This window comes from Maridesulfovibrio pacificus (SeqCode) (assembly GCF_048612815.1).
Classification (GTDB): domain Bacteria; phylum Desulfobacterota; class Desulfovibrionia; order Desulfovibrionales; family Desulfovibrionaceae; genus Maridesulfovibrio; species Maridesulfovibrio pacificus.
The window spans coordinates 2199765-2224381 of sequence record NZ_JBLZNE010000001.1; the positions used below are offsets into that span (position 1 = coordinate 2199765).

Annotated in this window: 24 protein-coding genes and 1 other RNA gene; 7 read left to right on the forward strand and 18 right to left on the reverse strand. The window is 47.2% G+C overall.

The window, feature by feature from the left end:
* Positions 1-8: 8 nt before the first annotated feature.
* The 11 genes from ACNI23_RS10250 to ACNI23_RS10300 form a co-directional block, all read right to left on the reverse strand.
* Positions 9-73, reverse strand: an RNA gene (locus ACNI23_RS10250) — hammerhead ribozyme type II.
* A complete protein-coding gene (locus ACNI23_RS10255; protein WP_420248452.1) occupies positions 73-321 on the reverse strand; it encodes a hypothetical protein in 249 nt (82 codons plus the stop codon). Before ACNI23_RS10255 ends, ACNI23_RS10250 begins: the two co-directional genes overlap by 1 nt.
* Positions 322-568: 247 nt before the next feature.
* Positions 569-1189, reverse strand: coding sequence for a DUF3164 family protein (locus tag ACNI23_RS10260; protein ID WP_420248454.1), 621 nt, complete (start codon positions 1187-1189; stop codon positions 569-571).
* 2 nt (positions 1190-1191) lie between these two features.
* Positions 1192-1389, reverse strand: a complete 198-nt coding sequence (locus tag ACNI23_RS10265; RefSeq protein WP_420248456.1) for a hypothetical protein — start codon at positions 1387-1389, stop codon at positions 1192-1194.
* Positions 1390-1393: 4 nt separating this feature from the next.
* Positions 1394-1762, reverse strand: a complete 369-nt coding sequence (locus tag ACNI23_RS10270; protein ID WP_420248457.1) for a helix-turn-helix domain-containing protein — start codon at positions 1760-1762, stop codon at positions 1394-1396.
* On the reverse strand, positions 1759-2352 hold the full coding sequence (locus ACNI23_RS10275; protein WP_420248459.1) for a hypothetical protein: 594 nt from the start codon (positions 2350-2352) through the stop codon (positions 1759-1761). Before ACNI23_RS10275 ends, ACNI23_RS10270 begins: the two co-directional genes overlap by 4 nt.
* Positions 2352-3086 (reverse strand): AAA family ATPase, encoded by a 735-nt coding sequence (locus ACNI23_RS10280; RefSeq protein WP_420248461.1) that lies wholly within the window; start codon positions 3084-3086, stop codon positions 2352-2354. The genes ACNI23_RS10275 and ACNI23_RS10280 overlap by 1 nt, the downstream gene beginning before the upstream one ends.
* A gap of 10 nt (positions 3087-3096) precedes the next feature.
* On the reverse strand, positions 3097-5193 hold the full coding sequence (locus ACNI23_RS10285) for a Mu transposase C-terminal domain-containing protein (RefSeq protein ID WP_420248463.1): 2097 nt from the start codon (positions 5191-5193) through the stop codon (positions 3097-3099).
* An 8-nt stretch (positions 5194-5201) separates the two neighbouring features.
* Positions 5202-5585, reverse strand: a complete 384-nt coding sequence (locus ACNI23_RS10290) for a hypothetical protein (protein WP_420248465.1) — start codon at positions 5583-5585, stop codon at positions 5202-5204.
* On the reverse strand, positions 5582-5821 hold the full coding sequence (locus tag ACNI23_RS10295; RefSeq protein WP_319778412.1) for a hypothetical protein: 240 nt from the start codon (positions 5819-5821) through the stop codon (positions 5582-5584). The genes ACNI23_RS10290 and ACNI23_RS10295 overlap by 4 nt, the downstream gene beginning before the upstream one ends.
* The gene (locus ACNI23_RS10300) at positions 5818-6249 is read right to left on the reverse strand and encodes a hypothetical protein (RefSeq protein ID WP_420248467.1); all 432 of its coding nucleotides are present in this window, start codon (positions 6247-6249) and stop codon (positions 5818-5820) included. Before ACNI23_RS10300 ends, ACNI23_RS10295 begins: the two co-directional genes overlap by 4 nt.
* 285 nt (positions 6250-6534) lie before the next feature.
* Here ACNI23_RS10300 and ACNI23_RS10305 point away from each other — a divergent pair, with 285 nt between their 5' ends.
* Entirely contained in the window at positions 6535-7005 is a 471-nt protein-coding gene (locus ACNI23_RS10305; RefSeq protein ID WP_420248469.1) for a helix-turn-helix domain-containing protein, read from the forward strand.
* 527 nt (positions 7006-7532) lie between these two features.
* Positions 7533-9524, forward strand: coding sequence for a GNAT family N-acetyltransferase (locus tag ACNI23_RS10310; RefSeq protein WP_420248471.1), 1992 nt, complete (start codon positions 7533-7535; stop codon positions 9522-9524).
* A 191-nt stretch (positions 9525-9715) separates the two neighbouring features.
* On the opposite strand, the gene ACNI23_RS10315 is transcribed toward ACNI23_RS10310, so the two are convergent.
* Positions 9716-10516, reverse strand: a complete 801-nt coding sequence (locus ACNI23_RS10315) for a DUF3108 domain-containing protein (protein WP_420248473.1) — start codon at positions 10514-10516, stop codon at positions 9716-9718.
* Positions 10517-10558: 42 nt separating this feature from the next.
* On the reverse strand, positions 10559-11395 hold the full coding sequence (locus ACNI23_RS10320) for a helix-turn-helix domain-containing protein (RefSeq protein ID WP_420248475.1): 837 nt from the start codon (positions 11393-11395) through the stop codon (positions 10559-10561).
* Positions 11396-11685: 290 nt separating this feature from the next.
* Between ACNI23_RS10320 and ACNI23_RS10325 the strand changes: the two genes are divergently transcribed.
* From ACNI23_RS10325 to ACNI23_RS10345, 5 genes are all read left to right on the forward strand, one after another.
* The gene (locus ACNI23_RS10325) at positions 11686-13920 is read left to right on the forward strand and encodes a mechanosensitive ion channel family protein (protein WP_420248476.1); all 2235 of its coding nucleotides are present in this window, start codon (positions 11686-11688) and stop codon (positions 13918-13920) included.
* Between the two features lie 27 nt (positions 13921-13947).
* Complete coding sequence (locus tag ACNI23_RS10330; RefSeq protein ID WP_420248478.1) at positions 13948-14979, forward strand: TIGR00341 family protein; 1032 nt, start codon at positions 13948-13950, stop codon at positions 14977-14979.
* Positions 14980-15009: 30 nt separating this feature from the next.
* Complete coding sequence (gene corA / locus ACNI23_RS10335; RefSeq protein WP_420248480.1) at positions 15010-16074, forward strand: magnesium/cobalt transporter CorA; 1065 nt, start codon at positions 15010-15012, stop codon at positions 16072-16074.
* A 615-nt stretch (positions 16075-16689) separates the two neighbouring features.
* Positions 16690-17763: a KamA family radical SAM protein gene (locus tag ACNI23_RS10340; protein ID WP_420248481.1), complete on the forward strand. Its 1074-nt coding sequence runs from the start codon at positions 16690-16692 to the stop codon at positions 17761-17763.
* Between the two features lie 228 nt (positions 17764-17991).
* Complete coding sequence (locus ACNI23_RS10345; protein WP_420248483.1) at positions 17992-19278, forward strand: dicarboxylate/amino acid:cation symporter; 1287 nt, start codon at positions 17992-17994, stop codon at positions 19276-19278.
* Positions 19279-19355: 77 nt separating this feature from the next.
* Here ACNI23_RS10345 and ACNI23_RS10350 read toward each other — a convergent pair whose 3' ends face one another.
* The 5 genes from ACNI23_RS10350 to ACNI23_RS10370 all read right to left on the reverse strand — a co-directional run bounded on the left by ACNI23_RS10350 (position 19356) and on the right by ACNI23_RS10370 (position 24537).
* Positions 19356-20183 (reverse strand): glycerophosphodiester phosphodiesterase, encoded by an 828-nt coding sequence (locus tag ACNI23_RS10350; RefSeq protein WP_420248485.1) that lies wholly within the window; start codon positions 20181-20183, stop codon positions 19356-19358.
* Between the two features lie 9 nt (positions 20184-20192).
* Complete coding sequence (locus ACNI23_RS10355) at positions 20193-20972, reverse strand: amino acid ABC transporter ATP-binding protein (RefSeq protein WP_420248487.1); 780 nt, start codon at positions 20970-20972, stop codon at positions 20193-20195.
* A gap of 12 nt (positions 20973-20984) precedes the next feature.
* Positions 20985-22073, reverse strand: coding sequence for an amino acid ABC transporter permease (locus tag ACNI23_RS10360; protein ID WP_420248489.1), 1089 nt, complete (start codon positions 22071-22073; stop codon positions 20985-20987).
* Position 22074: 1 nt separating this feature from the next.
* Entirely contained in the window at positions 22075-23454 is a 1380-nt protein-coding gene (locus ACNI23_RS10365) for an amino acid ABC transporter permease (RefSeq protein WP_420248491.1), read from the reverse strand.
* A 72-nt stretch (positions 23455-23526) separates the two neighbouring features.
* Positions 23527-24537, reverse strand: a complete 1011-nt coding sequence (locus ACNI23_RS10370) for an amino acid ABC transporter substrate-binding protein (protein ID WP_420248493.1) — start codon at positions 24535-24537, stop codon at positions 23527-23529.
* Positions 24538-24617 lie beyond the last annotated feature (80 nt).

The window sequence follows — 24617 nt, forward strand, 5'->3', positions numbered from 1 at the left end:
TTCATCAGATCTGGCTGCTCATCAGGGCGGAGCCACCACGCTCCGCCGACAGCCCCGTGGGGCTGTTTCGCATTACTGTTTTGCCTCAATCTCGGCGCATATAAGGGCCGCGCCGCATGCATCACATTGTAAATCGAACATCAGGACATTATGTCCCCACATGAGCGGGAAGCTGGACCCGCTGTAATCTCGGCAGACGACATAAACGCCTTCCTGCTTGGGTGCATTAATCATCCAATATTCGACTTTTATATCCTCAGTGACGAAAGTGATGTCTTCTTCGGTTCTTGTGAGGACGTGATTGGTTACATTGGTTCCCATGGCTACCCCAGCGGGTTAAACATTACGGAGTTAGGCGAAGGCATACCGGGCGTGTGATCAATGGATGCCCAAGGATCAAGTCCGCCTATGGAACGCTTCTTCTTATAACTTTCAACAGACGCAAGGGGCTTAAAAGCCGGTTTAGGTTTAGGCTCTGGCTTTTGGATTCCGTGCAAGCATTTATAGCCGCAAAACCTCAGATGACCTTTGGGGAGCGACTTCCCGCAGAATTCGCATAACGGCATGGCTATTCCTCCTCATCCAAACCGAGCGGAATGGAGGCCATGTTGAGGGAAAGGGCTTCGTAAGAGCCGTCTTCCTGCCGCTCATAAACGCGAACATAAGACTTGCTGCCGACAATTTGCAGACTGTCGTTAATAGCCCGTATTGCTTCATTCCAGCGTTCATCATTGATTTTCAGGCGGCGGAGGCCGAGAATTCTGCCGACCTTCACACGGCCTTCACTGTCGACTTTGAAAGCGTCATTAATAACGGCTTTTAGTTCTCCCGGACTACCTTCCGACCATTCTTGCAGGCATTCACCTATAAGAGTTTCTGCCGCTTCAAGACGTTCATCAAAGACCATGTGTTCCTGCATGGCACGTTCAATCTTGTACTTACCGTCAAATGAATGCAGGGTAACGTTGCCCTTTTTGCCGCCGCGCTTAACGCCGTATTCTTCCAGACTGGTCTGGACAAACGCTTCAATATCACCCATCATGCGCCCCTTGAGACGGCTCATAACTTTGCGCTCGTTATGGACCTGTCCTACCAGCTCCATCACAGTTTCGTGCCTGAGTTTGTCGATCTCTTTAACTTGGTCCAAGGGTACTTGGTGCCCTTGGGCATTTTCCATATAGCCTTCCATAATCAGCCCTCCATTCCCGCGCCCAGCTCGGCTGCGATTTCTTCGGACCGCCGGAAATCAACCTGCTTCGTCTTCAATTCACCAGCCAGATCACTGGCAATGGAGTTCGCTTCCTCGCGCAATTCGCAGGGCAGCATGTCTGCCAGTATCCGCATTCTGGCCACACAATCCTTGATCCTGTTCTCAGTTTTCCTTTTCATCTGTTTACTCCTTACGATTAAGGTTCTGTTTACACTTCTGGCATGCTTTCCAGAGCTGCACTTTCAACGAGCTGGCCGCGCTAAACGGCTTGCTCTGATTCTCCAGACACTGGCTGCTTCCGATCTCGCCCAGCACCGGGCAAGTGACGACATCGGTCATGAGCGCGGCCCGGACCTTCTTCTCAACATTGGGCAGGCTGCCGGGGTACTTGTTCTTCAAAATCTGGTTAACTGCGGTGGCAGAAATACCGACTCGCTTGGCGGTCTGGTGCTGGGATTCCTGATCATCACATGTCTGTGCCAAGGCCAGCACCCAATCCGGGACTGACTCCCAAGCCTTGTTGGTGGTTTCTACTGCGCTGGTGCGGCTCATGCTTTCTCCTCCGGTGTCCAGACAACCTTATTTAAATTGGGGTCAAACACCTGTTTAATGCGTTGAATTTTGGGGGGCAGCGGGCCAGTATTTTGGATCAGGAGGAACTTGAAAGCGTTTCCCTTCTTGCCGATATTCTTTACGTACCCGGCATGGGACAGATGTTTGATATAGTCCTTCGCGTCAGCGGGCTTGATGACTACCTCGTCCGTAGATGCCAAGGCCACCAGTTCACGGATGGTGAAGTTCTTATTCATGCGCATGGTCCGCCACATATGATCCCGCTTGGAAGGAGGCAGAAGCTTGCCGTCCCTGTCGACCTTGGGGGCAAAACGGCTCCGCTTGGCGATGCTGTAGAAATGACGGGTAATGATGCCCTCTTTTTCAGAGCGTACAACCTCCAAAAAACCTGCTTTCAACAACCTTCCCATGTATTCCTTGATCACTGCCTTGCTGGAGTTGGTCTTGCGGTAGACTGCGTCCAGAGTAAATCCGGCATCACAGTCCAACTGCTGCATAACCTGCCAATAGTGTTCCTGCCCACGCGGTGCATTCTCAGCGGCCTGCTTATCAATCGGCTTACGTCCCATTAGGCTCTCCTCATGGTCGGACGGGCCTGCCAGTAAGGCTGCCCGGCAACGTCTTTCATGGTTACTGTGGTCAGGCCCTTTACGGCAGCCATTTCCCGCACGGTCTCAATGCCGTGGCAGACGCGGCGGGTTACTCCGCTGGCCTGCGCGGTCATATCGGCAAGTATTGCTTCTTCAATTTTAATCTCACCCGCATACATCTTCGCCAGATGCCCGGCATCGGTAACGGTGCAGGGCTGTGCAGCAACCCAGCTCCGAACACGGCTATCGAAACGGGGCCAGCGGGACAAACGCGCAGGAAGGTTTTCTTCGCCGATCAGAACAATCGGACACCTCGCTTTGTCCAGTATTTCCCGGATGGTGTTGACTGATTTTTCCCCCATGTTGGTCACATGGTCGAATTCGTCTATAATCACCGGGCGGCTTTCCATGGCAAGGGCTTCAATTATCTGCTCTACAAGATCGGTAACGGTTTTTTTGATCTCACCTCTACCGACCAGTTCCCCGGCGAGCACCTGACAAAACTTTTTCAAGGTCCAACTTGCGCCGACCTCAAGGTAAAGCGCACCATGCTTGTTTGCGGCATAAGTAAGGCTTTTGGTCTTGCCGTAGCCGGGGAAACCAAAGAACACGCCCAGCGGGGTTAAGTGTTCAGGGGTGTCCACAAGTCTGTTCAGCATTTCCAATGCTAAAACCACATTAGAGAGCGGAGCTGTAAGTGCATCCTGTGCCATTTAATTCTCCTTAGTTTGCCTGATACGCTTGGTTAAAAAGTTCCTGCATATCACGGCGTGCTTTGTATTCTGCCGAATGCTGATAACCTCCAAGCCAAACAGCCAGTTTAGTATCAACATCAAGTCCATTGGAAATTTGTGCCTCCAGCTCAAGAGCCAGCTTGAACTGTTCGTCAGGATCAGAAGGAATGAGGTTGGCTTCCGCAGTCTTGATTTCAATCACTTTGGCGGAACTTTGCGGCACAGCCTCACTAAGCAGCTCGGCTTCAATTCGCTCCTGTTCAGGAGTCATCTTGAGCTTCTGGGCAACCGGAGCAGCCTCAAGAGCACCACCTATGCCGTGCAGCTCGGCATCAACTTCATCCATGTGAACCTGTAACCGCTTCTTGCGACCTTGAGCACGTTTTTCACGGGCTTGCTCAACAACCGGCATGGGGAAGTAATCTGCGCTGTTGGCTTCAAATCCGGCCTCACAGATAAATCTACCATCCAGATCACGCACCCAGACCTTGCTGGCATCGTGAATGTCGTAGCCGACTTGGACCTCTTGCTTGTGGTAGTCTTCAAGGCCTTTAGAAAAGTAACGGTTGCGGTAAAGATTGATTTCACAGCGACTAACGGTGCGGATTTCGTAAGGTCTGAACAGGTCCGCAACTTCGACTTCATTAGGAATAATAATATCGGCTTCGGTTTTCAGAGCAGCCCAGCGTTCATTTGGAGACTGATTGCGCTTTTTGCCAGTGCTTGAGTCAACAACTTTAGACAACGATGAATGAGGGCGGTCATTGTATTCAGCTACGAGCACTTTCATCATTTCAATGAATTGCTCCCAAGTAGGAATAATGCGGGTAGTTCCGGTTTCTTTGATCTCCTTGAGAGCCTTTTTGCGGACAAGCTGTGCTGCCTCTTTGTCCATATCCATGCCGCAGTAACCGGGCATGCGCCGGGCGTTACGGATCAGCTCTCGCTGGAACCGTTCAATCAAACCACGCGCTTGAGATGCATACGGCAAGCTGTGTTCTTTGCTCACGCCAAGTCGGGCCAGCATTCCCATACCCGGAGAATCAAGCATGGCATTCTTAAACCCTGAGCCGTTATCAACGTAGAAAATTGCGCATATACCGTGGTCAACCACCGACATACGTATGGCATCAGCAACGCCCCATGAGTTTTCAGCCAACCCTATGGACCAGCCCACACATTTACGGGTGGCAACATCAAGAATGCTGGTAACCTCTGGTCTGAACGGCTTGCCGTGCGCAGGATGCAACACGTACATATCCATCGTATGACCGTCTGCGGTGTAAACGTCAGTAGGGAGAAGCTTTTTGAACTCACGGCGAACAAAGGCTTTGAAGCGTTTAATTTCCCGTGGCAAAAGCCTTCCACGGTTTTTCTCTAATTCACCCAAAGCAGCGACCTTGCGCTCAACAGTGCGCAGGGATGGCAGATTTAAATCCTCTTTGAGGTCATAATAAATCTGCGAAATGCTCGGTTTTGAGGGCAAACGCCATTCACGAAGAAACGGCAAAAGCCATGCGGGAAATTGCTTTTCAAGGGGAGCCTGCGTCACTTTGGGTGCAAGCCCTTCCGCGCCTTCATTATTGTTGATCCTGCGCCAATTACGCAGGGTAGAAGCGGACAAAGCCCGCGCCTTACCCTTACGGGCATTAGCTTTAGCAATGAGGTCTTGATAATACTGGGAAAGTTCCCCGGTACGGGCCATCTTGGCAAAACGCTTTTCAGCTTTAATTATGCCATCTATGACCGCGATCCGCTGGACCTCTGCCAGTATGATCAAACGTGCTTCCATGATTTCGCGCTGCCAATCAGCCAGATTGACAGGCAGAACAGCCGGGAGTTGGGGTTTGGAGGGAGTCAGGGACTCCGGCTGTTCCGCCTGCATCTGCGAGGTGATTGATGCAGAAATTTGATCACGGGTTGACTCAGGCATGGAAGCCACAATCCAGAGCTTGCCGCCGCCACGGCCCGGACGAGGCTGTGACTGCCAACCTTCACGCTTGGCACGGCGAGAGATAGTCATAGCTGTGACTGTTAGCAGCTCGACAAGCTCTTGTGTGGTGTATGTGATATTTACCTGAGTCATGGATTCACCTAAGCAGTTATTGCGAGGGGGGTAGGCTGCAATTCAACCCAGCTCATAGTGACCGGGTCCAGCATTTCGACAACATCACCGCAGGTCTGAAAGGCCATACTTGATCCATAGGAACAACCTGTGGCGTACTGTTTACCGTTCACAAAAACACAGCCATAAAGATCAACAACACGCCCAAAAACTGCTGTTGTTGCAGTTGTATAATCGGGCTTGATTCCAACTGCTGCTATGAGTTGGGAGACACGGTTTGTTTCGGCAATCAAAGCGTCATGGACCTCGGCAAGCACCTGTGGGTCAAGATTACTTTCTACTTCGCCTTTGTGGTCGACTGCATAGACAAGTTCATCGCAGGGGTTGCCATGTTTAAAAATATCAACTCTCATTTCATCTCCTTCATATCTTCTGGCAGACTCAAAATTTTGGGTGAACACCCGACTTCGAGCAAAGCCGTTAAAACTCGTCTGTTGTTTTTCGCGCCCTTAACAGTGGCGTGAACAAGGTTGGGGCTAACGTCTATTTTCTTGGCTATCTGGGCCATGTTGGTTCCCAACTCATCCAGCCGCTTGCGGATCACCCAAGGGTCACGAAACTTGCCCGCTCCTGATGCGGCACTATTCATAAAAGCTCCTCCTCCATTTTCCTCTTATCTCGTTTGGTCTTGCGATCCTTGATTACAATTGCACCGTAATCGCGGAGCTTTCTGTCTTTAGGAGTCATGATGTCAGCACCATGAACCTGCAATTGCACCTGCAACGGAGTGAGATCTTTAACCACCTCACAGAAAGCATTGATGGCGCGACTGGGGGGAACATGGTGTTTTTCTTTGACCGACAACCATTTTTCAAAGGTCGCTACAGTGAGGGCTTTGGCGTTGCCTTTTGTCAGCTTAAACCGCCCTCTATCAGCAACAGCATTCATTGCGTCCACAATCTCATCCTTGCTTTTGCCACACCGCGCAAACGCCTGATGCATTGCTCTCGCAATAGCTGCATCAAGGTCACCCAAACGGGTGGCGGTGTCGTCAAAAAGAGATAACTGTGTGTGCATTTAAAGTCCGTTTACTGTCTGGGGTTTGAGGCGGTCATTGTCTGATTTAGACTCATCTCCAGACGTTGACCGCCTCTCTGTGGTGGGCTAGGTTGAGAAAGAACTATTTTTTTCAACTGCCCATGAGCTTTTTTAACCACAAAATTGAGTTAATATCAACCTCGATTTTGCGTTAAAGTTCAACTTTGTGATATCTGTTGGAAAAATCCATAAATATCAACTAGTTGTATAGCTATGCTTGGGTGTTAAAGTTTGTGTTAAACTTCAAAAAGGAACTTTAACCCTATGACTATTGGTCAAAGAATAAAGAAGATTCGCGGAAAGACACCTCAAAAAAGGTTTGCAAGCACAATAGGTGTTGCTCAGAACACGCTTGGAAACTACGAACGTGATGAAAGAACACCTAATGCAGATGTAATAATAGCCATAGCTAAGACTTACCGTGTGTCCTTCGATTGGCTTTTGACAGGAGAGGGTCCTACTGAGCTGGCAGAAGACTTTGTAATGAAAGAACTAGCATCTGCTGACATCATAGAGTTCGGTTCAGAACTAGAAAAAAGTAAACTTCTTGAAACTGAATTAAGCAAAGAGCGTGCGACTAACCGCGAACTAATGTTAGAGAACAGAGAACTATACAAAGAAAATAGACAGTTATGGAAAGAAAACAGCTTAATGAAAATAGAAATTGAAAAGCTCAAGGCGCGGGCTGCCCCGGATCAAGATATGCACAATGAAGCACATCGAAAGGTCGGTTAGAAACACATATAAGAAAAAAGCGAACGGGCAAAAAGGTAATCTTTTTGCCCGTTTAATTATTAATACAACACCAAGAACTGCTCTTTTTTATAAATATACTATTAGTATTTTAGCAATATCTTTGCGAAAAATAATAAAACTATTTTGCTCTATTTTTGAAGCAAAACAGTTTTTAAAGTCTGACCACCGACAGTGACAAAAGCAAATGCCGCAAACACAAGTTCACGGCATTTTTAGTGTCAAAAACAATTTGACCGAAATTCAACCTCAAATCCTACCTAAGCTCCCGTATCTTCCCGGTTAATCCCGGATAGTCCCGTATTACTTCCTGTGTTAATACCTAGTGTCGGGGTACACCTGCCCACAAACGAAGACCACCAGCACTGAATAAGGCCACAACCAATTGAATGGACTTACTTTATTTTTATCCAATTTTATTTACCGAAACCCGTGTTAGGTATATTCGTTATTTGCCCCGATAGGTCTTTCCTGACTTTGGGCGGGCGAATTTAACAACGGAGAAATACGTGAGCCTGATACACGGAGTGGATCACACTTCATGCCGATCCCATATCATTCGGGAGGCGGTTCCTAACGACTTAGACTTTGTAATGCAGCTTGAACGTGAGTGCTTTGCGGAGAAACGTCAGAGTTCAAAGCGTAGCCTGCAAAACAGCATATCCAGCGCCAGCCAGCTGGTGTTAATCATCGAAACCTCTCCCGGACGGAAAAAATCCGTTAAAATGGGTGCAGCCGTAATTATCCATTACAAACGTTCAATTCGAATATATTCGCTGGCCATCGACAGAAAGTATAGAAAAATGGGAGTCGGCGAAGCACTCATCAGACACATAATCAACTTCGCATCCAGTCATGGATATGAACGAATTTCACTTGAAGCGGACATTAGCAATCCGAGACTGATTGACTGGTACAGTAAATTTGGATTTGAGGCGGCAAGAGCCCTGCCAGACTACTATGGCCCGGGAGAATCCGGGCTCAGGATGTCTCTGGTGCTATCTGCCAAAAAGACGGTTCAGGACAGATTGCTCATAGTGACAGATGATGTCAGATCATTGAAGAAATGGTCTTCGGAACTGACTTTATGCTCTGCTCAAGACTACCTTTCGGACCAGAACTATGCCAAATCCAACAGATTTCATGTATTGAACATCTGTAATTCCTACAAGATCCACTCATTGGGATATTATGTATCTTTGCTGGCTAACGCACGCAATCACATGGTTATTCCGTCCGTTGTGAACATGAAAGATGCCACAACCCCAATGGTGGCGCAAAGTCTCCTTGATGAAATAGAGGATTATCTTGCGGCAAAGCTGTCACTCGTAACAGAGCAGGACTTCACCCTTACAATTATCATGGGCAAATCCAGCGATCAGCGATTTAATGAGCTGGCTCAAAAGTTGTTCCGCCTCTTTTCAATTCCATTCTTCAGCCTATGCCTTCAATTCAAAGAACGTTGGACTGTAAAGAAAATCAAAGTGCTGTCTGTGAAAAATATTATGGCTGAAAATGAACATTTGCTGCAGGAAGCTTTGGGAGAATACAGTTCGAAAAAACGCTATACCCGTCCACGACTCAAGCATTTTAAATATGATCTGGCAATACTGGTAAACCCTGAAGAGAAAACTCCCCCATCCTGCCCGGATGCACTCGATCGGTTCAGGAAGGCAGCGGAAAAAGTCGGTTTTTACGTGGAATTCATTACAAAGGCAGACAAACGTCGAATATGCGAGTTTGATGCCCTGTTTATTCGAGAAACAACAGCAATTGAAGACCATACATATGCCATATCTCGACACGCATACACCGAAGGGCTTGTCGTAATTGACGATCCATGGTCCATAATGCTCTGCTCAAACAAGGTATTCCTCTATGAAAAGCTTGTCAGCGAAGGGATTTGGCAGCCACGCGGATGGTTACTCACCAAGAAAGATATCTCTGATAAACGCATTCAATCATTAGTATTTCCACTGGTCCTGAAACTTCCTGAAAGCTCATTCTCACAGGGAGTATATCGAGTTGACTCTCAATCCGAGTTGCAGGAACGGTTAAATGAAATGCTGAAAAAATCAGATCTGGTTATCGCTCAGGAATTCCTTGTGTCGGAATATGACTGGCGCATCGGCGTTCTCGATAACAAGCCGATCTTTGCATGCAAATACTTCATGGCGAAGAATCATTGGCAAATATACAACTGGAATTCATCCGACACAGTCGGTTTCAGCGGCCAGCATGAAGCCGTCCGCATAGATCAGGTGCCGCCTTCAATTCTTAGGGCAGCGGTACGGGCATCATCGCTTATCGGAAACGGCTTTTACGGTGTGGATCTTAAGGAGATAGGCGGTAAAGCCTATGTAATCGAGGTAAATGACAACCCGAATGTCGATTTCGGCGTTGAGGATCAATTGCTCGGCAATGAGTTATACGAGCGAATTATGCAATCTATTTTCGATCGGATCGAATTGGAACGCCAACAAATCCGTTATATTTCCTAAAGATATTAACTTAATATCTTCTGACAAGAAGAGTTGAGCAATTTAAAGGCCGCTCGTGGCTGCCATTCAACTCAAGGACTTAAGAAATATTTCTTAAGTCCTTTTTCGTTATGGGAAAATCAGTCGAGTATGTTTAAGCACAATCACACTCAAAAATAACAAGAACAGAGACGCCTTTTTGCATCATTTATTCAGAATTCTACCTCTGGATCACCGGGAGTGTATTTTGAAAGCTCCACAGAGAAATGACCTACTGAAACTTCACTTTTAACTTTTACCGGAATGCGCAATTCATCCGCCGTGAACCACATTTTAAGTGTCGCGTCCGGGCTTTTCTTGAAAACGCCGCCCAGATCTTTAATCTCAGGCTCAACCACGAACGTATCATACTCTTTACCTGCAACAGTGATGGTCTCTCTTCCCGTAACCATAGCCCGGCCAATGACTGATTTTTTACCGTCTGTTATCGGACAGACAAACTCGTAACCTTCTTCCAAAGGCTGGGTACGAAATGAAAAGAGAATGGACAAAGGATCATGCTCGCCGGGATAGATGGGCAACTTCTGGCGAAAAGTCCCGTCTGAACCGTATCTGGTTACTGAAAAGGTATTCCAGTCGAAACGCAAGGTTATATCCCTATGGTAGTCCCCTTCGCGCTGTTTTTTAAAATAATAAAGAGCCGAATCCATGCCCGGAGTAGTAATGGATTCAATTCGATTTCTCACCTTGTAAAACACATCCACGAAATCATTTGTGCGGGCCGTTGCATTGAATATAGGACCGGATGTCCCGTTACCTTTTGATGTGGTCAGCTCCGCATATCCGGCATGAAATACAGTCCAGTAAAGATTGTATTCAATTTTTTCTCCGGGATGGAAGGGAAGTTTGGATTCTGCATGCGCTGCGCAGGCAAAGAAAAGAGTAAGTACGGCACTCAAAAAGCCAGCTGCGAGCAGAGACCTAACCATGTGATCGTATAAATATTTCTGCATACTTCTAAATCACATTTGAGCTAGTGGAAGTCAATATACGGATCAGATATGCAAATCTTTCTGATATTGGCTGGGAGGAAATCCGTGAATCGCTTTGAAGCTGCGTGAGAAATGAGCCTGATCAGCGAATCCGGCCTGTAAAGCAGCATCAACAAGCGGAACACCTTGGTCCACTGCTCTACGGGCTAGATAAACTCGACACTGCATGAGATAGGCATGAGGAGGGAGGCCGGTGATGGCCTTGAACTGCCGCAAAAAATAATATGGTGAAAGCCCTGCAACAGCGGCAATATCATTCACAGAAATATTCTCAGCCGCATTTTTACGGATATAGTTTATAGCTTTTTTCACGGCTTCTGTATTGCGTATAACCGGGCATGGAGACCGGCTTTCATCTCCGTGACGCAAAAAGACTTCCGCAACAACCTGCATCATCAGGCTTTCAGCAGCCAGCATGTTATTCTGGACCCCTTCCATAAATTGATGGGCATGGAGTAAGGCAGCAGACACATCCCGGTCAAAGAGTACCGGCGATTTAAAATATGAAACACTACGCCTATCGCCATAAAGACCGAAAAAAATATCGCTGAGCAGCTCATCATTAAAGTAGGCAACACGATAGCGGCATCCATCAGGAACAGCGGATTCACCGTCATGGACCTCACCGGGGTTTATCGCAATCATTGCCGAAGCCGGAGCGACACGCTTGGCACCACCGAGTCGAAACTGCTGGACACCATCTTCAATAACACCCAAGGCATAACTCTCATGGCTGTGCTTCTTGAATGAAAAAGTCTGGATCTCCGCCTTGTAAAGAGACACCCTGCTCTCTTTTACAGGCTTCCATAATCTGGCCCAATCTTTTTTATTTTTTCCCATTATCTTAAACACTCACATGTAGACAAGCAGTCAGTTTAAGGATCATTGGAGATAATTACTTGCCGCATAATCAGAAGCAAATCAACAGATATGGACTTTACGGCAAGTTATTATCTTGAAAGCAACTTATTGTTTGGATTGCGAAATCATCGAACAGTGGTGTATATAATCGATTAATTTACTGAGATAATATGCACAAAAAGTAAGGAGATCCCTCAATAATGCCTAAGGAAAAGTATACCGCACCCAAAATAGTCTTAATTTTTGGTTTAATAATTTTAGGACTTTGCGTGTCTTTTTCAGCACTTGCGAATCAGGACTATGATTTTTTACGGAGCAGGGTGCAGAATTATCAGGCTTTTGAGGCAGAAGAGCTTGCCACCTATGCGAGCGTTGAGGATATGATTGTTCAGTCGCAAAAAGAATTTGCAATACTGCTGCAACGTTCACAAATTCTTTTTATCTCTGAAAGAGCATCTGCAAACTCCCCGATAGAAAGGAAATTTGTAAAAAACACTCTGAATGATTTAAGAGATGACATTCAAGAAATCGTCGAAAAACTCAGAAACGCCAAATCTGAATGCCTGTCCAGAATTGAAGTTCTGAAATCCTTTGAACAGCTGGCTTCCAGCATGCCGGAGGGAACCCCTAAAGATTTGATCGCCATATATCGTGAAAGATTCAAATCAGTTTCCCAATTGCGTATAAAATCCAAAAAGCAGCTTTCACGCATCAACCTTTTAGATGCACAAGGCGTACGGATGCTTGACCGGATAGAGAAGCTTGAAAAAGGCGAAAAACAAAACCTTCTCCAGCTCTGGAAAGCTTATCTGCTGACAGGAAAAACTCCGATATTCAGCTCTGACTTTTGGGAAACATCTTTTTCTCTGCACAATTGGACCCAACTGAGAAGAGCCGAATTTACGGCTGCCCTGCAAATTTACAAAAACGACTGGCTCAAACATTTATCTGTTTTTATCGTTGTCCTTTTCATTTGTTTTTCAATTAAAGGATTAGTGCAAAAAACAATCACATGGCGATATTCCATACTCCATGAACATAGAAAGATAAGATTTTACACTTTTACCGCTCTATTCAGTATTTCTTTATGCATTGCTAATATCCTTGTGTTTACAGGAACACTGGAACTCTTTTTATATTTTGTTTTCTGCGTCTTCTTTTATTCTATTTTACGCCTGTCCAAATTCCTGTCTCGTGATAGATTCTTAGTCACCAGTGGCAGTTTCAGAATGAGTGTGCTGCTATTTATAAGTGTGGCGATGGTATCACTGCACGTCCCCAGTAAATATATTACTATATTTTTTCTATTATTCACCTTGGGTTCATGGACAGTCAGCTCCACAACCGCATGGCGCAAAAACGGATTCAAGGGACTTGTTCGATCAACTCAGAAAATAAGCTTCATTACTCCACTTGTTATCCTTTCTTTTCTGGGCTTCGGAAGAATGGCCTGTCTGGTCGCTATTCTATTGTGCCTTGGAATTTTCATACGTTCCTTTGGAAGACTATGGGGACAGATTCTGTTTGTAAGTACGGAAAAAGGCGAAAAGCTGCTCAAGGGGCTGATCAGCGGGCTGGCGGTCCCTCTAGGCTGGGGGATAGCCTTTTTGATTGTTTACTACTGGCTGTCAATATTTCTGGGGCCGACTGCCATTGATGATGTCATGGCCAGACAAATCAACATTTATGGATTCTCCCTGACAATAGGGAGCATTGTTTCTTTGGCTGTCCTGTTCTTTATAACCAAAAGCTGCGTAGCGGCGTTTAATGTTTCTATAGAACACGTCGGAAATAGATGGCCCAAAGGTAAACGCGGAGCAGTACCTTCAATGCAGACTCTCTTCACTTACAGTGTCTGGTCATTGTTTGTGATAATTTCCATGAGGGTTCTCGGGGTAAACCTTACAAGCATCGCCGTTATTGCCGGTGGTCTTAGTGTCGGTATCGGTTTCGGCCTCCAAAATATCGTTAACAACTTCATCAGCGGACTGATCCTGCTGTTTGGCCGGTCCATCCAGCAGGGAGATGTTATCGAGCTTAGCGGCCTCTGGTGCACCGTTCAAAAAATCAACATCCGTACAACCTTGGTTGAGACATTTGAAAATGCAGTAATCATGATCCCCAACTCCGACCTTGTAACAACCCAGATGACCAACTGGACCAAGAACAGTTCGACATTGCGGCGGGACATCCTTGTGGGAGTTGCCTATGGTTCCGATACTGCAAAAGTAAAAAGAACCCTTTTAGCAATTGCCGAAAAAAACGAACATGTTCTTGCAACTCCTGAACCTTATGTCCATTTCAGTAACTTCGGATCAAGCAGTCTGGATTTCATATTAAGAGTCTGGATAGATGACATTGATTACTCCATTAGAGCAATGTCTGACCTACGCTTTGAGATAGATAACAATTTCCGCAAAGAGGGCATAGAGATAGCTTTTCCGCAATTGGATATTCATGTTAAGAACATGCCTGAAGCTAAACCTTCCAAAGGCAACGCATAGCCGGAAGCCAAAACAGGAGGGAAGAGCATGCCGCTTCGAGTCATTGAGATAATTGCCCCGAGCGAAGATAAGGATGAAATATGTAAAACCCTTGAAGAACATCGTCCTGATGAGGGCTATGTATTTTGGATTTCTTCAAATGAAGAGGAGCACTCCCTCACATTCAAAGTCATTATGGATGTGAAAGAATCCGAAAATGTCCTTGATCGTTTAGAGTCCTTTTTTACATGGAAAGAAAAATACCGAATAGTTGTCTTTGCTGTTGAAGCCACTCTTCCGCGGCTGAAAGAAATAGAAGAAGAACCGCCTGAGGAAGACAACCCTCAAAATAACCGGAAAAAAATACAAAACAGGCTAAGCAGAGAAGAGCTCTATGCCGACGTGCTTGATACATGTGTGTTGTCCCGGAGCTACATTCTGCTCATAATATTTTCATCAATAGTCGCAGTCATAGGGCTATTGAAGAACAACGTTGCCATCATAATCGGAGCAATGGTTTTAGCCCCCCTGCTGGCACCGAACGTAGGGCTGTCCCTTGCCACAACACTGGGTGATAACGATCTTGCAAAAACGTCCTCCAAAACCCTTGTTACCGGTATTCTTTTAGCTTTTTCCATAACGTTCATTGCAGGGTTATTCACCGGAGTGGACATAAATGAGAACTCTTCTGAATTAATCTCAAGAGCATCGACTGACTTTTCAGATATTATTCTGGCAATAGTTTCAGGGGCAGCCGGAATCATCTCTTTCACTTTAGGAGTCCCGACCTCTTTAGTAGGCGTAATGGTCGCCCTGTCGCTTCTGCCGCCACTCAGTGCCTGTGGTTTATTTCTGGGAGCAGGACACACTTCACATGCCATCGGTGCCGCCACTTTGTTTTTTGCAAACATAATTTGTCTTAATCTCTCAGGTGTGGTTTCCTTTTTACTTATGGGAGTGCAGCCGCTGACCTGGTGGAAACGGGAGGAGGCAAAAGCATCATCAATAAAAATTATTGCGATTTGGGGTGCTCTGCTGGCAATATTAAGCGCTCTTTTATACTTTGGATTTGTTAAATAGGCCTGCGCCAAAGATAATTTAGGAGGATTTATGGCTAGATTTCTAAGAAATAAAGACCAAAAGGCCGGATTGCCTCCTGGATCGCTGATTTTCACAGGACAACACAAAATTTCCACGCCCGAACTCAGGCTTATTGAGTATGACAGCTCAAGCCTGACTGATACAGCCATAGATTCACTCGCCGACATTTCAGAAGAATCTGAAAGCACAAAAAAGACATGGTTAAACATAGACGGAGTTCACGATTCTGAACTGATGAAAGAACTCGGTGAACGCTTTAGTATTTCACCTCTGGCATTGGAAGATATACTTGATACAGGGCAACGCCCTTTCATTGAGGAATATCAAGACTATCTGTTTTCTACTATGAAAATACTAGTATCTGAAGATGTCGATCAGGAGATTTTTGCCGAGCAAGTCAGCTTTATCCTACAAGAAAAGTATCTGATCTCGTTCAACGAACAACCCAATTCCATTTTTGACCCGATCCACAAACGGCTTAAAAAGAACAAAAGCAAAATAAGAAACAATGGTACCGACTACCTCTTTTATACGCTGTTGGACTGTGTTCTCGAAAACTATCTTAAAGTTATAGAAATCACAGGAGAAAGAATAGAGGACCTTGAAGAGGAAGTAACCGCTGAGCCGTGTCCGGAACATTTGGAAAGCATAAATTTTTATCGCCGTGAAATTGCATACATCCGTAAATCAATCCGCCCGGTAAAAGAAATTATCTTAAAGATTAATAAACTTGATTCTGAGCTTATTTCCGATGACACAACAACATACATGAAAGATCTACTGAACATGATGGATCAGGCATTGGATTCGCTGGAAATTTATAAAGACATTCTAGGTGATCTATTCACCACCTACAGCATGTACATGGGTACCCGCTTGAACGAGACCATGAAATTCCTGACCATCTTCTCGACAATATTCATCCCGCTGACTTTTATTGCCGGGCTATATGGCATGAATTTCACGACCATACCCGGACTAAATTCCCCCAACGGCTTTTATCTATCGATCATAATTATGGGCGCAATTTCTGCAGGGATGCTGGTATTATTTAAAATGAAAAAATGGCTCTAAAAGAATTAGCGCAAACCTTGCCATAACGCTTACTAAAAACGGACCTTTCGCTCTTCAACGCCCGTAACTGCTGTCGAATCAACCTTCAACGACAGTTAAGGCCTCCCCTTATTCAATCATACAGATTCACGACCTCCTACGCTCAAATGGGTACACCCAGTACCCTATGAATACCCAATAGGTAGCCTTGCGGCTAAAGCTTATACCTGTTCAAACTTCTCTCGGACTAAGTTCATAAACTTTATTTACGTCCACTTAAACACGAACAAAGTGTAAAAACATCTGAAAACAATAATATTTGACATTATGTTTTTAGATATAAATCACTTTTACTTCAAAACTCTTCGTTCATAAATCAACTTATGACTAAAAACATCGCCGCAAGACCTGAAGTAAAATGATCATGTATTAACTTTTTTATCCTATAGGGTGATCACAACTTCGCCACTTTACCTGTTGTTATCGGTTTATTTATATAACCAACTCAAAATGCAGAATCTATGGAACATAATTACCCCCACATAATTTTGTGGGGTTTTTTCGTTTCAGGCAGCTGCAAAGCGAAGCCACATCTCCCTTGCACTTTTGTTCGCTAAACAAACATGGAGATTTTTTATGGAAAACTGGAAAGATCAGATGAAAAACATGGTTGATTCACTTGACCGCTTAAAACAGTATATTAACGTTACCTCCGATGAAGAGGAGGCCATAAACACTTTGAACACCAAGTGGGGGACAACCCCGCATATGGCTTCGCTGATGGACAAAGACGATCCTAATTGCCCCATCCGCATGCAGGCGATACCTTCTCTTAAAGAAACCAAGAATGAGTATGGTCTCGACAACTATCTGGTCTGGAAAGAGAACCGGGACACTGAGGAAAAACGCCCGGACTGTATCGCCCGCCAGTACGTTGACCGTATAGCCTTTACCGTCACCGATATTTGCGCCAACTACTGCCGCCACTGCTTCCGCAAGGAGTTGGTAGTAGATAAAAATCTGGAACTACGCTTTGATCTGGAAGAGGGAATAGACTGGATAAGGGAACATGAAGAAATACGGGATGTACTGGTTACCGGTGGCGATCCGCTGCTTCTTTCAGATGACCGCATTGATCACCTGTTGAAAAGCCTGCGCTCAATTGACCATGTCGAAATGATTCGTTTCGGAAGTCGTGTTCCCATTGCCATGCCGCAACGCATCACCCCGGAACTGGTCGAAATTCTGGGCGGAGACCATGAAGTCCCCGTATGGCTGAACACCCAGTGCAACCACCCCAAGGAACTGACTCCGCGAACCCGTAAGGCCGTTTATGATCTGCTAACCGCCGGTGTAAACATCGGCAACCAGATGGTCCTGCTCAAAGGAATCAATGACGACGTGGAGACCTTCCGCCACCTGCATCAGAAACTTTTACAATACCGCATCCGTCCTTATTACGTATTCTACTGTGAGCCTGCACCCGGTATCGACCATTTTCGCACTCCCATCGAAAAAGGTGCCGAGCTTATCCGTGACGGGCTTAGAGGGCACACTACCGGTCTTGCCCAGCCTATGTATGTATGCGCGACCAATATCGGTAAAATTCCGCTTATGCCGGACTACTACTGTGTAGATAAAAACGATAAAGAATACACTTTCCGCAACCACCGCGGACAGACAACTACTATGCCGGTGATCAAAGATTAAAAGAATTCAACGACAATACCGATCGAATCTTTCAAGGACTTACGATGCAAATCGTAGGTCCTTTTTTAATGGACCATCCTCAAACTTGCGGAGAATACCAAGAACTGCTATCAAACCCTACACTTTTCCGGATTTCATTCAAAATACTACATATTTTTTCGATAAATGAAAATTTGTTTGTCTGAAAATTCTATTTGAGCACACTCTTAACTTACATCAGGAGGGAAGATGTTTTCTTGGTACTTCAAAAGTAACCTGTTGATTCGAATCATTATCGGTCTGGTATTAGGAGCCATTACAGGACTTATTTTAGGGCCTGAAGCAAAAGTCCTGTCTCCGCTGGGAGATATATTGGTCCGTTCGCTGAAAATGATCGTAATGCCTGTGGTCGTCTCCACCATCATCGTAGGAGCAGGCAGTGTAAAGCCCAGCCAGCTCGGTAAAGTAGGCGCTAAGTGTATGGGCTTTTACATGCTGACCACCGGATTTGCTGTTGCCATCGGCCTCTTTTTCGGAAACATTCTCCAGCCAGGTAATGGTCTTGAACTCGCAGCAGAAGGCGCTACCCTCAAAGTAGCAGCCCCCAAGGCAACATCCTTTCTCGATATCCTGATCAACATCATCCCCAAAAACCCGTTTGCAGCTATTACCACCGGTGACGTTCTCTCAACCATATTCTTCTGTATCATCACAGGTATTGCCATCTCCATGCTGCGCCACAGCGAAGACGCACGCATCAAAAATGCAGGAGACTCACTTTTCTACCTTTTCGAAGGTCTTGCTGAAGTAATGTACATCATCATCGACTGGGTGCTGCAGTACGTTCCCATCGGTGTTTTCGCACTTATCGCCGTTGTTTTCGGCGCTCAGGGCTCCAAAGCCGCCGGACCTCTGGGTGTGGTCGTAATTGCAACCTACCTTGCTTTTGCCTGCCACATTTTCCTTATTTACGGCGGTGGCCTGCTGCTTTTCAAGATAAACCCCATCAGCTTTTTCAAGAAAGTTAAGACCGCTTCCATTGCCGCATTTGTAACCCGCTCCAGCAGCGGCGTACTGCCCATCAGCATGGAAGTTGCCGACAAAGAACTGGGCGTAGACAAAAGCATCTACTCCTTCTCCCTGCCGCTGGGCGCAACCATCAACATGGATGGTACCGCAATCTATCAGGGTGTATGTGCCCTGTTCATCGGTTACGCTATCGGTGAACCCCTTACCGCCAGCCAGCAGATAACCGTCATCGGGACCACTGTTCTGGCTTCTCTCGGTACTGCCGGTATTCCCGGCGCAGGCGCAATCATGCTCATGATCGTGCTTAATTCCGTGGGTCTGGAAATCACCGCAGGCTCCCCCACTGCACTGGCCTATGCCATGATCTTCGGCATTGACGCCCTGCTCGACATGGGCCGCACCTGCACCAACGTTACCGGTGACCTTGCCGTAACCTGCGCAGTAGCCAACAGCGAAAATGAAATTAATCATGAATGCTGGGAAGCTCGCGAAGTAACACAGGAATAAACACCTGTACCACAACGCAATTAAAAAGGCCGATTCCAGATGGAATCGGCCTTTTTAATTGCGTATTTGAAATCGACCTATGCATTCTGCGGATAATCGGTAACCAGTCCGGTCACACCCCACTTTGTGAGCCGCTTTATATCTTCCACTTCGTTAACTGTATACGGGTTAATCGCCAATCCTGCTTCACGCGCAGCCTTGACCTTATCTTCAGTAAGATAGCGGAAGCCCGGATGCCAAGCATCTGCTTTAGCAATGCGGGCAGCTTCAAGCGGATCTCCTGCATATTTATGCTCGGTCAAGACCCCGGTAAGAATATGCGGGGCAACTTCTTTACTCCTGCGCACGTAATCGTGATTAAAAGAAGAAACCACCACCTGATCATCCATAGACTGCGCCCGGATGACTCCAAGCACCTTTTCCACAATATCCCCGGCAAGTGAATCCGGGACAGCTTTACTGAGGTCCTTGATCTCCACATTGATCCACATATCCAGCTCCCTGCTGACTTTCAGGGCCTCAATCAAAGTGGGAATTCGCAAATCAGCAGGAAGATTTTCCGGCAGCTCCCGCCAAGGCTGCTCAATATACTTGGGCGGGCAGAAACGACGCGGGAAGATATCAGCGCTAAGCTCCTTTATTTCAATAAGGCTGAACCTCCACGGCAGAGCCGGAGGATTACCGATAAACAAAGGATGAACACTGGCATTGGTGGACCGCAGCAGATTCAGGTCGTGGAGGAGAATGACTTCCCCGTCCTTGGTGACCTGCACATCAAGCTCCCAGCCGTCCGCCCCGGCCTCTTTGGCCTTACGCACTGCTGCAAGAGTATTTTCAGCCGCAAGGGAACGTCCCCCACGGTGCGCCCAGATCAATGGACGTTCATTAATTAAATTTAGTGACATGTATAAACTCTAATGATTCAAAATCTGCTCAAGAAACATGCGGCTGCGCTCTTCTTTGGGCGCGGTAAAGAAGTCCTTTACCGGTGCATATTCCACGATCTGGCCCTTATCCATGAAAACCATGGTATCGGCCACTTCACGGGCAAAACCCATTTCGTGGGTAACGCAGATCATGGTCATACCCTGCTCGGCCAGCTCACGCATTACATCGAGAACTTCCTTAATCATTTCGGGGTCAAGTGCTGAAGTGGGTTCGTCGAAAAGCATAATCTTGGGCTGCATGGCCAAGGCGCGTGCAATTGCCACACGCTGCTGCTGACCGCCGGAAAGCTGTCCGGGGAACTTGTTGGCCTGCTCGGCAATGCCGACTCGCTCAAGGTAAGAATGAGCAAGATCAACAGCCTGTTTGCGGGGCATGTTGCGTACGTGAATAGGACCGGAAATAACGTTATCCAGAATGGTCATATGCGGGAACAGGTTGAACTGCTGGAAAACCATGCCTACCTCACGGCGGACACGTTCAATCTGTTTCACATCATTGGTCAACGGCGCACCATCGACAATGATGGAACCTTCCTGATGTTCTTCCAGCCTGTTGATGGTCCTGATCAGGGTGGATTTACCAGACCCGGAAGGTCCGCAGATAACAACTTTCTCCTGCTGACGAATCTGGAGGTTGATATCTTTCAGTACGTGAAACTGCCCGTACCATTTATTAAGGCCCTGTATATCGATCACAACCGGGCTGTCCCCGAGATGTGTAGCTGTGTTTATGTGTGCGGTTGTCATTATATTTCTCCTCTATTTACTTGCGGAAGGCATCTTGCGTTCAAGGTATTGGCTGTAGCTGGAAAGGGCGTAGCAAAGAATCCAGTACCAGAAGGCAATAAATACGTATGCTTCCTCCAGCCTGCCGAACCATTTGGGGTTCGAGGTGGTGGCGAATGCGATTTGCAGAAGGTCCACCAGACCTACGATGCCAACGAGGGAAGTATCTTTCAGAATTCCGATGAAGTTGTTGACCATGGGCGGGATAACAATGCGCAGAGCCTGCGGCAGAATTACCACGATGGTCTTTTTCCAATAGCTCATGCCCAGTGCGTCAGCAGCCTCGTATTGACCTTTGCTGATACCCTGCAAACCGCCACGGATATTCTCCGCAAGGTAAGCGGAAAAGAACATGGTGATACCGACCAAGGCGCGCAGAACCTTATCCAATTCCATGCCCGCAGGCAGGAACAAAGGCAGAACTACGGAAGCCATGAACAGAATGGTGATCAGCGGCACACCACGGATAAGCTCGATATAGGCCACGCAAAAAGGTTTCGCGATAGGCATGTCCGAGGTACGGCCCAAGGCGAGCAGTACGCTGATAGGGAAAGCAGCCAGCATGGCGACAATGGACAGCATGATGGTAAGCATCAAGCCGCCCCAGTAGTGGGTTCCAACAACAGGAAGACCGACAATCTCGCCGCCGTAAACAAGCGCGAAAACAACAATAGGCGAAACAAACCAGAGGATTTTTAGCCACCTGCTGCGGCGATAGGATGCCACAAGACTGAGGCTGACCAGAATCACCACTATGCACAGAGCTATCAGCGGACGCCAGCGCTCTTCAGCCGGATAAACCCCGGTCATGAACACGGGCCACATTTCACGGATAAATCCCCATGCCGCCCCGGTGTATTCCTTGGCTACTTCCGGGTCGAGAGTGATGGAGGCATTGGTTACCGCCCACTCCCAGAAAGGAGCCACCGCCGACCAGATGGCCCAGCAGGAAACAATGGTCAGCACGGCGTTGTACCAAGGGCAGAGCAGATTCTTGCACACCCAGCCGATTACCCCCACTTGAGTTGCCGGGGGCTGTCTGTCAGGAATATCTTGAATCATACTACCTCTCCACCAACGCTACTTTGCTGTTGTAAATATTCATTCCAAAAGAAATGAACAGGGAAATGCACAGGTAAACACCCATCCAGATACCCACAATTTCAACCGCCTGACCGGACTGGTTCAGGATGGTTCCGCCGACACTGACGAATTCGGGATAACCGATAGCCACAGCAAGTGAGCTGTTCTTGGCGATAGCCAGATATTCACTGGTCATGGGCGGAACGATGATGCGCATGCCCTGCGGCAGGATAACAATGCGCATGACCTGACGCTCGTTCATTGCCAGAGCACGGGCGGCCTCTCGCTGTCCCTTGGAGACAGCTTCAATGCCGGAACGGATAATCTCGGCGTTGAAGGCTGATACATAGACAGTCAGCCCTACTACCAGTGCGGTGAATTCCGGGGTCAAGCCGGTACCGCCCTTGAAGTTAAAGCCTTTGAGCACGGGGAAATCGAGAGTGAAAGGCTGTCCGCCAACCAGCCATGCCAATGCGGGCAGGCCGATCAGCACGGCAAGGGCAGGAAATAAAGTTTTTACAGGCTTGCCTGTTTCATCAAGAATTCGTTTAGCACGTCTGCGGATGACCCAGATAGCGGCAAATCCGACCACAACGGCAGCGCAAAAAATCCACGCTCCCTGCTGCGGTACCAATGCAGGCATGTAAAGCCCGCGCTTGTTCAGGATCAACCAACCGCCGAGATCAATGGACTTGCGAACGTTGGGCAACTGCTGCAGGACGATAAAGTACCAGAAGAAGAGTTGCAGAAGCACAGGCAGGTTGCGGTTAAGCTCCACATACCAGCGGCAGATATTGGAAAGCAGCCAGTTTGGTGAAAGACGTCCGAGCGCCACCAGCAGCCCGAGAACAGTCGAAGCCACACAGCCGATGACCGTAACTTTCAAGGTATTGCCCAGCCCGGTTAGCAGGGCCATGAAATAGCTCGAAGATTCAGTATAGTGCGCAATTTCAACGCTGTCCCGGAAGACATAGAGTGTCAGCATGGGTAACCCGATGCTGAACATAAGACAGACCGAGAGCCACTTGCTGTTCATAGGTCTATCTGACTTACTCTTCAGGTGACGTGAAATAAGCTGGGACATTGCAAGCCCGGCCACAAGGCTGAGCAGAAACCAGAGCAATCCGCCCTGTGGCAGAGGGATTCCGGTTACCTCGCCGATGCGGAATCCGGCTTCATTACCCAGAAACCCGAAACCGGAACTGATACCACGGGTTTCAAGGTTGACCAATGTATTCCGGTACATGGAAACTGCCAGCCAGAGAAAACCACCGACCATGCAGAGCTGGAACATCCAGGCCCTTCCCTGCGGACTGCGCCAGAAAGGAACCTTTTCCTGCGGTGCGAAACGTTCGGACATAGAAAAAACCTTTTATTAAAATAAAAAAACGCGCCGGGAAAAATCCCGGCGCGAATACTACATTATTAAGACCTAGCGGAAAGGCGGTGCGTAGATGAGGCCACCCTCATTCCACTGCTTGTTGAGTCCGCGCTCCATGCGCAGGGGAGTTTTGGGACCGAGGTTACGGTCAAAGATTTCACCGTAGTTACCAACAGTCTTGATGATACGTACGGGAGCACCCTTATCAAGGCCGAGGTCGGTCCAAAGAGAACCGGTTTTACCAAGCATACGCTGTACTTCGGGGTCCTTGCTGTTAGCGAACATTTTTTCAACGTTAGCCTGAGTAACACCCTTTTCTTCAGCAGCCATGGTCAGCCAGATAGTCCAGCGGACAATGTCGGACCACTGGTTGTCGCCGTGGCGCACAACAGGACCGAGGGGTTCTTTGGAGATAACTTCGGAAAGAATGATGTGGTCAGCAGGCTTTTCCATCAGGGAGCGCTGAGCTGCAAGGCCGGAAACGTCGGTAGTGTGAACGTCACAACGGCCGGTGTCGTAAGCTTTACGTACATCAGGCTGTTTGTCGAAAACAACAGGAGTAAAGCTCATGCCGTTTTTACGGAAAAAATCGGAAATATTAAGCTCGGTAGTAGAACCGGTCTGCAGGCAAACAGTTGCGCCGTCCAGATCCTTGGCATCAGTAATGCCGAGTTCCTTGCGAACCATCATGCCCTGACCATCATAAAGAGTGGTCACGGTAAAATCGAGGCCGAGTTTAACGTCACGGCTCATGGTGTGAGTAGTGGTACGGGAGAGAAGATCAATTTCACCGGACTGCAAAGCAGGCAGACGCTCTTTGGATGTAAGCGGGGTGTATTTGATCTCGGGGACATTAACTGCTGCAGCAACTGCGCGGATAAAATCAACATCAAAACCTACACGTTTACCATTGCTGTCCAGAGCGGAAAAACCGGGGTTTTCAATGTGGGTTCCAGCCTTGAGAAAGCCGTCTTTCTTGACGTTATCCAAGGTGCCGGCCTGAGCAACGGATGCCATAGCCACAATCATCAGACAAATGAAAGAAGTACGAAAAAGAGCCATTTAACTACCTCCACCCTCAAAACTTCACAACGCAACATTGTGAGGGAATTCCAGTCCGTATAACATATAATACGGATTTG

What these genes read in the sequence shown, in the direction of transcription:
- corA (WP_420248480.1), top strand. Translation starts at nt 15,010, where the DNA reads ATGGCTAGATTTCTAAGAAATAAAGACCAAAAGGCCGGATTGCCTCCT.
- ACNI23_RS10285 (WP_420248463.1), bottom strand. Translation starts at nt 5,193, where the DNA reads ATGACTCAGGTAAATATCACATACACCACACAAGAGCTTGTCGAGCTG.
- ACNI23_RS10305 (WP_420248469.1), top strand. Translation starts at nt 6,535, where the DNA reads ATGACTATTGGTCAAAGAATAAAGAAGATTCGCGGAAAGACACCTCAA.
- ACNI23_RS10265 (WP_420248456.1), bottom strand. Translation starts at nt 1,389, where the DNA reads ATGAAAAGGAAAACTGAGAACAGGATCAAGGATTGTGTGGCCAGAATG.
- ACNI23_RS10340 (WP_420248481.1), top strand. Translation starts at nt 16,690, where the DNA reads ATGGAAAACTGGAAAGATCAGATGAAAAACATGGTTGATTCACTTGAC.
- ACNI23_RS10270 (WP_420248457.1), bottom strand. Translation starts at nt 1,762, where the DNA reads ATGAGCCGCACCAGCGCAGTAGAAACCACCAACAAGGCTTGGGAGTCA.
- ACNI23_RS10295 (WP_319778412.1), bottom strand. Translation starts at nt 5,821, where the DNA reads ATGAATAGTGCCGCATCAGGAGCGGGCAAGTTTCGTGACCCTTGGGTG.
- ACNI23_RS10355 (WP_420248487.1), bottom strand. Translation starts at nt 20,972, where the DNA reads ATGACAACCGCACACATAAACACAGCTACACATCTCGGGGACAGCCCG.
- ACNI23_RS10370 (WP_420248493.1), bottom strand. Translation starts at nt 24,537, where the DNA reads ATGGCTCTTTTTCGTACTTCTTTCATTTGTCTGATGATTGTGGCTATG.
- ACNI23_RS10345 (WP_420248483.1), top strand. Translation starts at nt 17,992, where the DNA reads ATGTTTTCTTGGTACTTCAAAAGTAACCTGTTGATTCGAATCATTATC.
- ACNI23_RS10290 (WP_420248465.1), bottom strand. Translation starts at nt 5,585, where the DNA reads ATGAGAGTTGATATTTTTAAACATGGCAACCCCTGCGATGAACTTGTC.
- ACNI23_RS10260 (WP_420248454.1), bottom strand. Translation starts at nt 1,189, where the DNA reads ATGGAAGGCTATATGGAAAATGCCCAAGGGCACCAAGTACCCTTGGAC.
- ACNI23_RS10315 (WP_420248473.1), bottom strand. Translation starts at nt 10,516, where the DNA reads ATGCAGAAATATTTATACGATCACATGGTTAGGTCTCTGCTCGCAGCT.
- ACNI23_RS10330 (WP_420248478.1), top strand. Translation starts at nt 13,948, where the DNA reads ATGCCGCTTCGAGTCATTGAGATAATTGCCCCGAGCGAAGATAAGGAT.
- ACNI23_RS10300 (WP_420248467.1), bottom strand. Translation starts at nt 6,249, where the DNA reads ATGCACACACAGTTATCTCTTTTTGACGACACCGCCACCCGTTTGGGT.
- ACNI23_RS10360 (WP_420248489.1), bottom strand. Translation starts at nt 22,073, where the DNA reads ATGATTCAAGATATTCCTGACAGACAGCCCCCGGCAACTCAAGTGGGG.
- ACNI23_RS10320 (WP_420248475.1), bottom strand. Translation starts at nt 11,395, where the DNA reads ATGGGAAAAAATAAAAAAGATTGGGCCAGATTATGGAAGCCTGTAAAA.
- ACNI23_RS10255 (WP_420248452.1), bottom strand. Translation starts at nt 321, where the DNA reads ATGGGAACCAATGTAACCAATCACGTCCTCACAAGAACCGAAGAAGAC.
- ACNI23_RS10350 (WP_420248485.1), bottom strand. Translation starts at nt 20,183, where the DNA reads ATGTCACTAAATTTAATTAATGAACGTCCATTGATCTGGGCGCACCGT.
- ACNI23_RS10275 (WP_420248459.1), bottom strand. Translation starts at nt 2,352, where the DNA reads ATGGGACGTAAGCCGATTGATAAGCAGGCCGCTGAGAATGCACCGCGT.
- ACNI23_RS10365 (WP_420248491.1), bottom strand. Translation starts at nt 23,454, where the DNA reads ATGTCCGAACGTTTCGCACCGCAGGAAAAGGTTCCTTTCTGGCGCAGT.
- ACNI23_RS10280 (WP_420248461.1), bottom strand. Translation starts at nt 3,086, where the DNA reads ATGGCACAGGATGCACTTACAGCTCCGCTCTCTAATGTGGTTTTAGCA.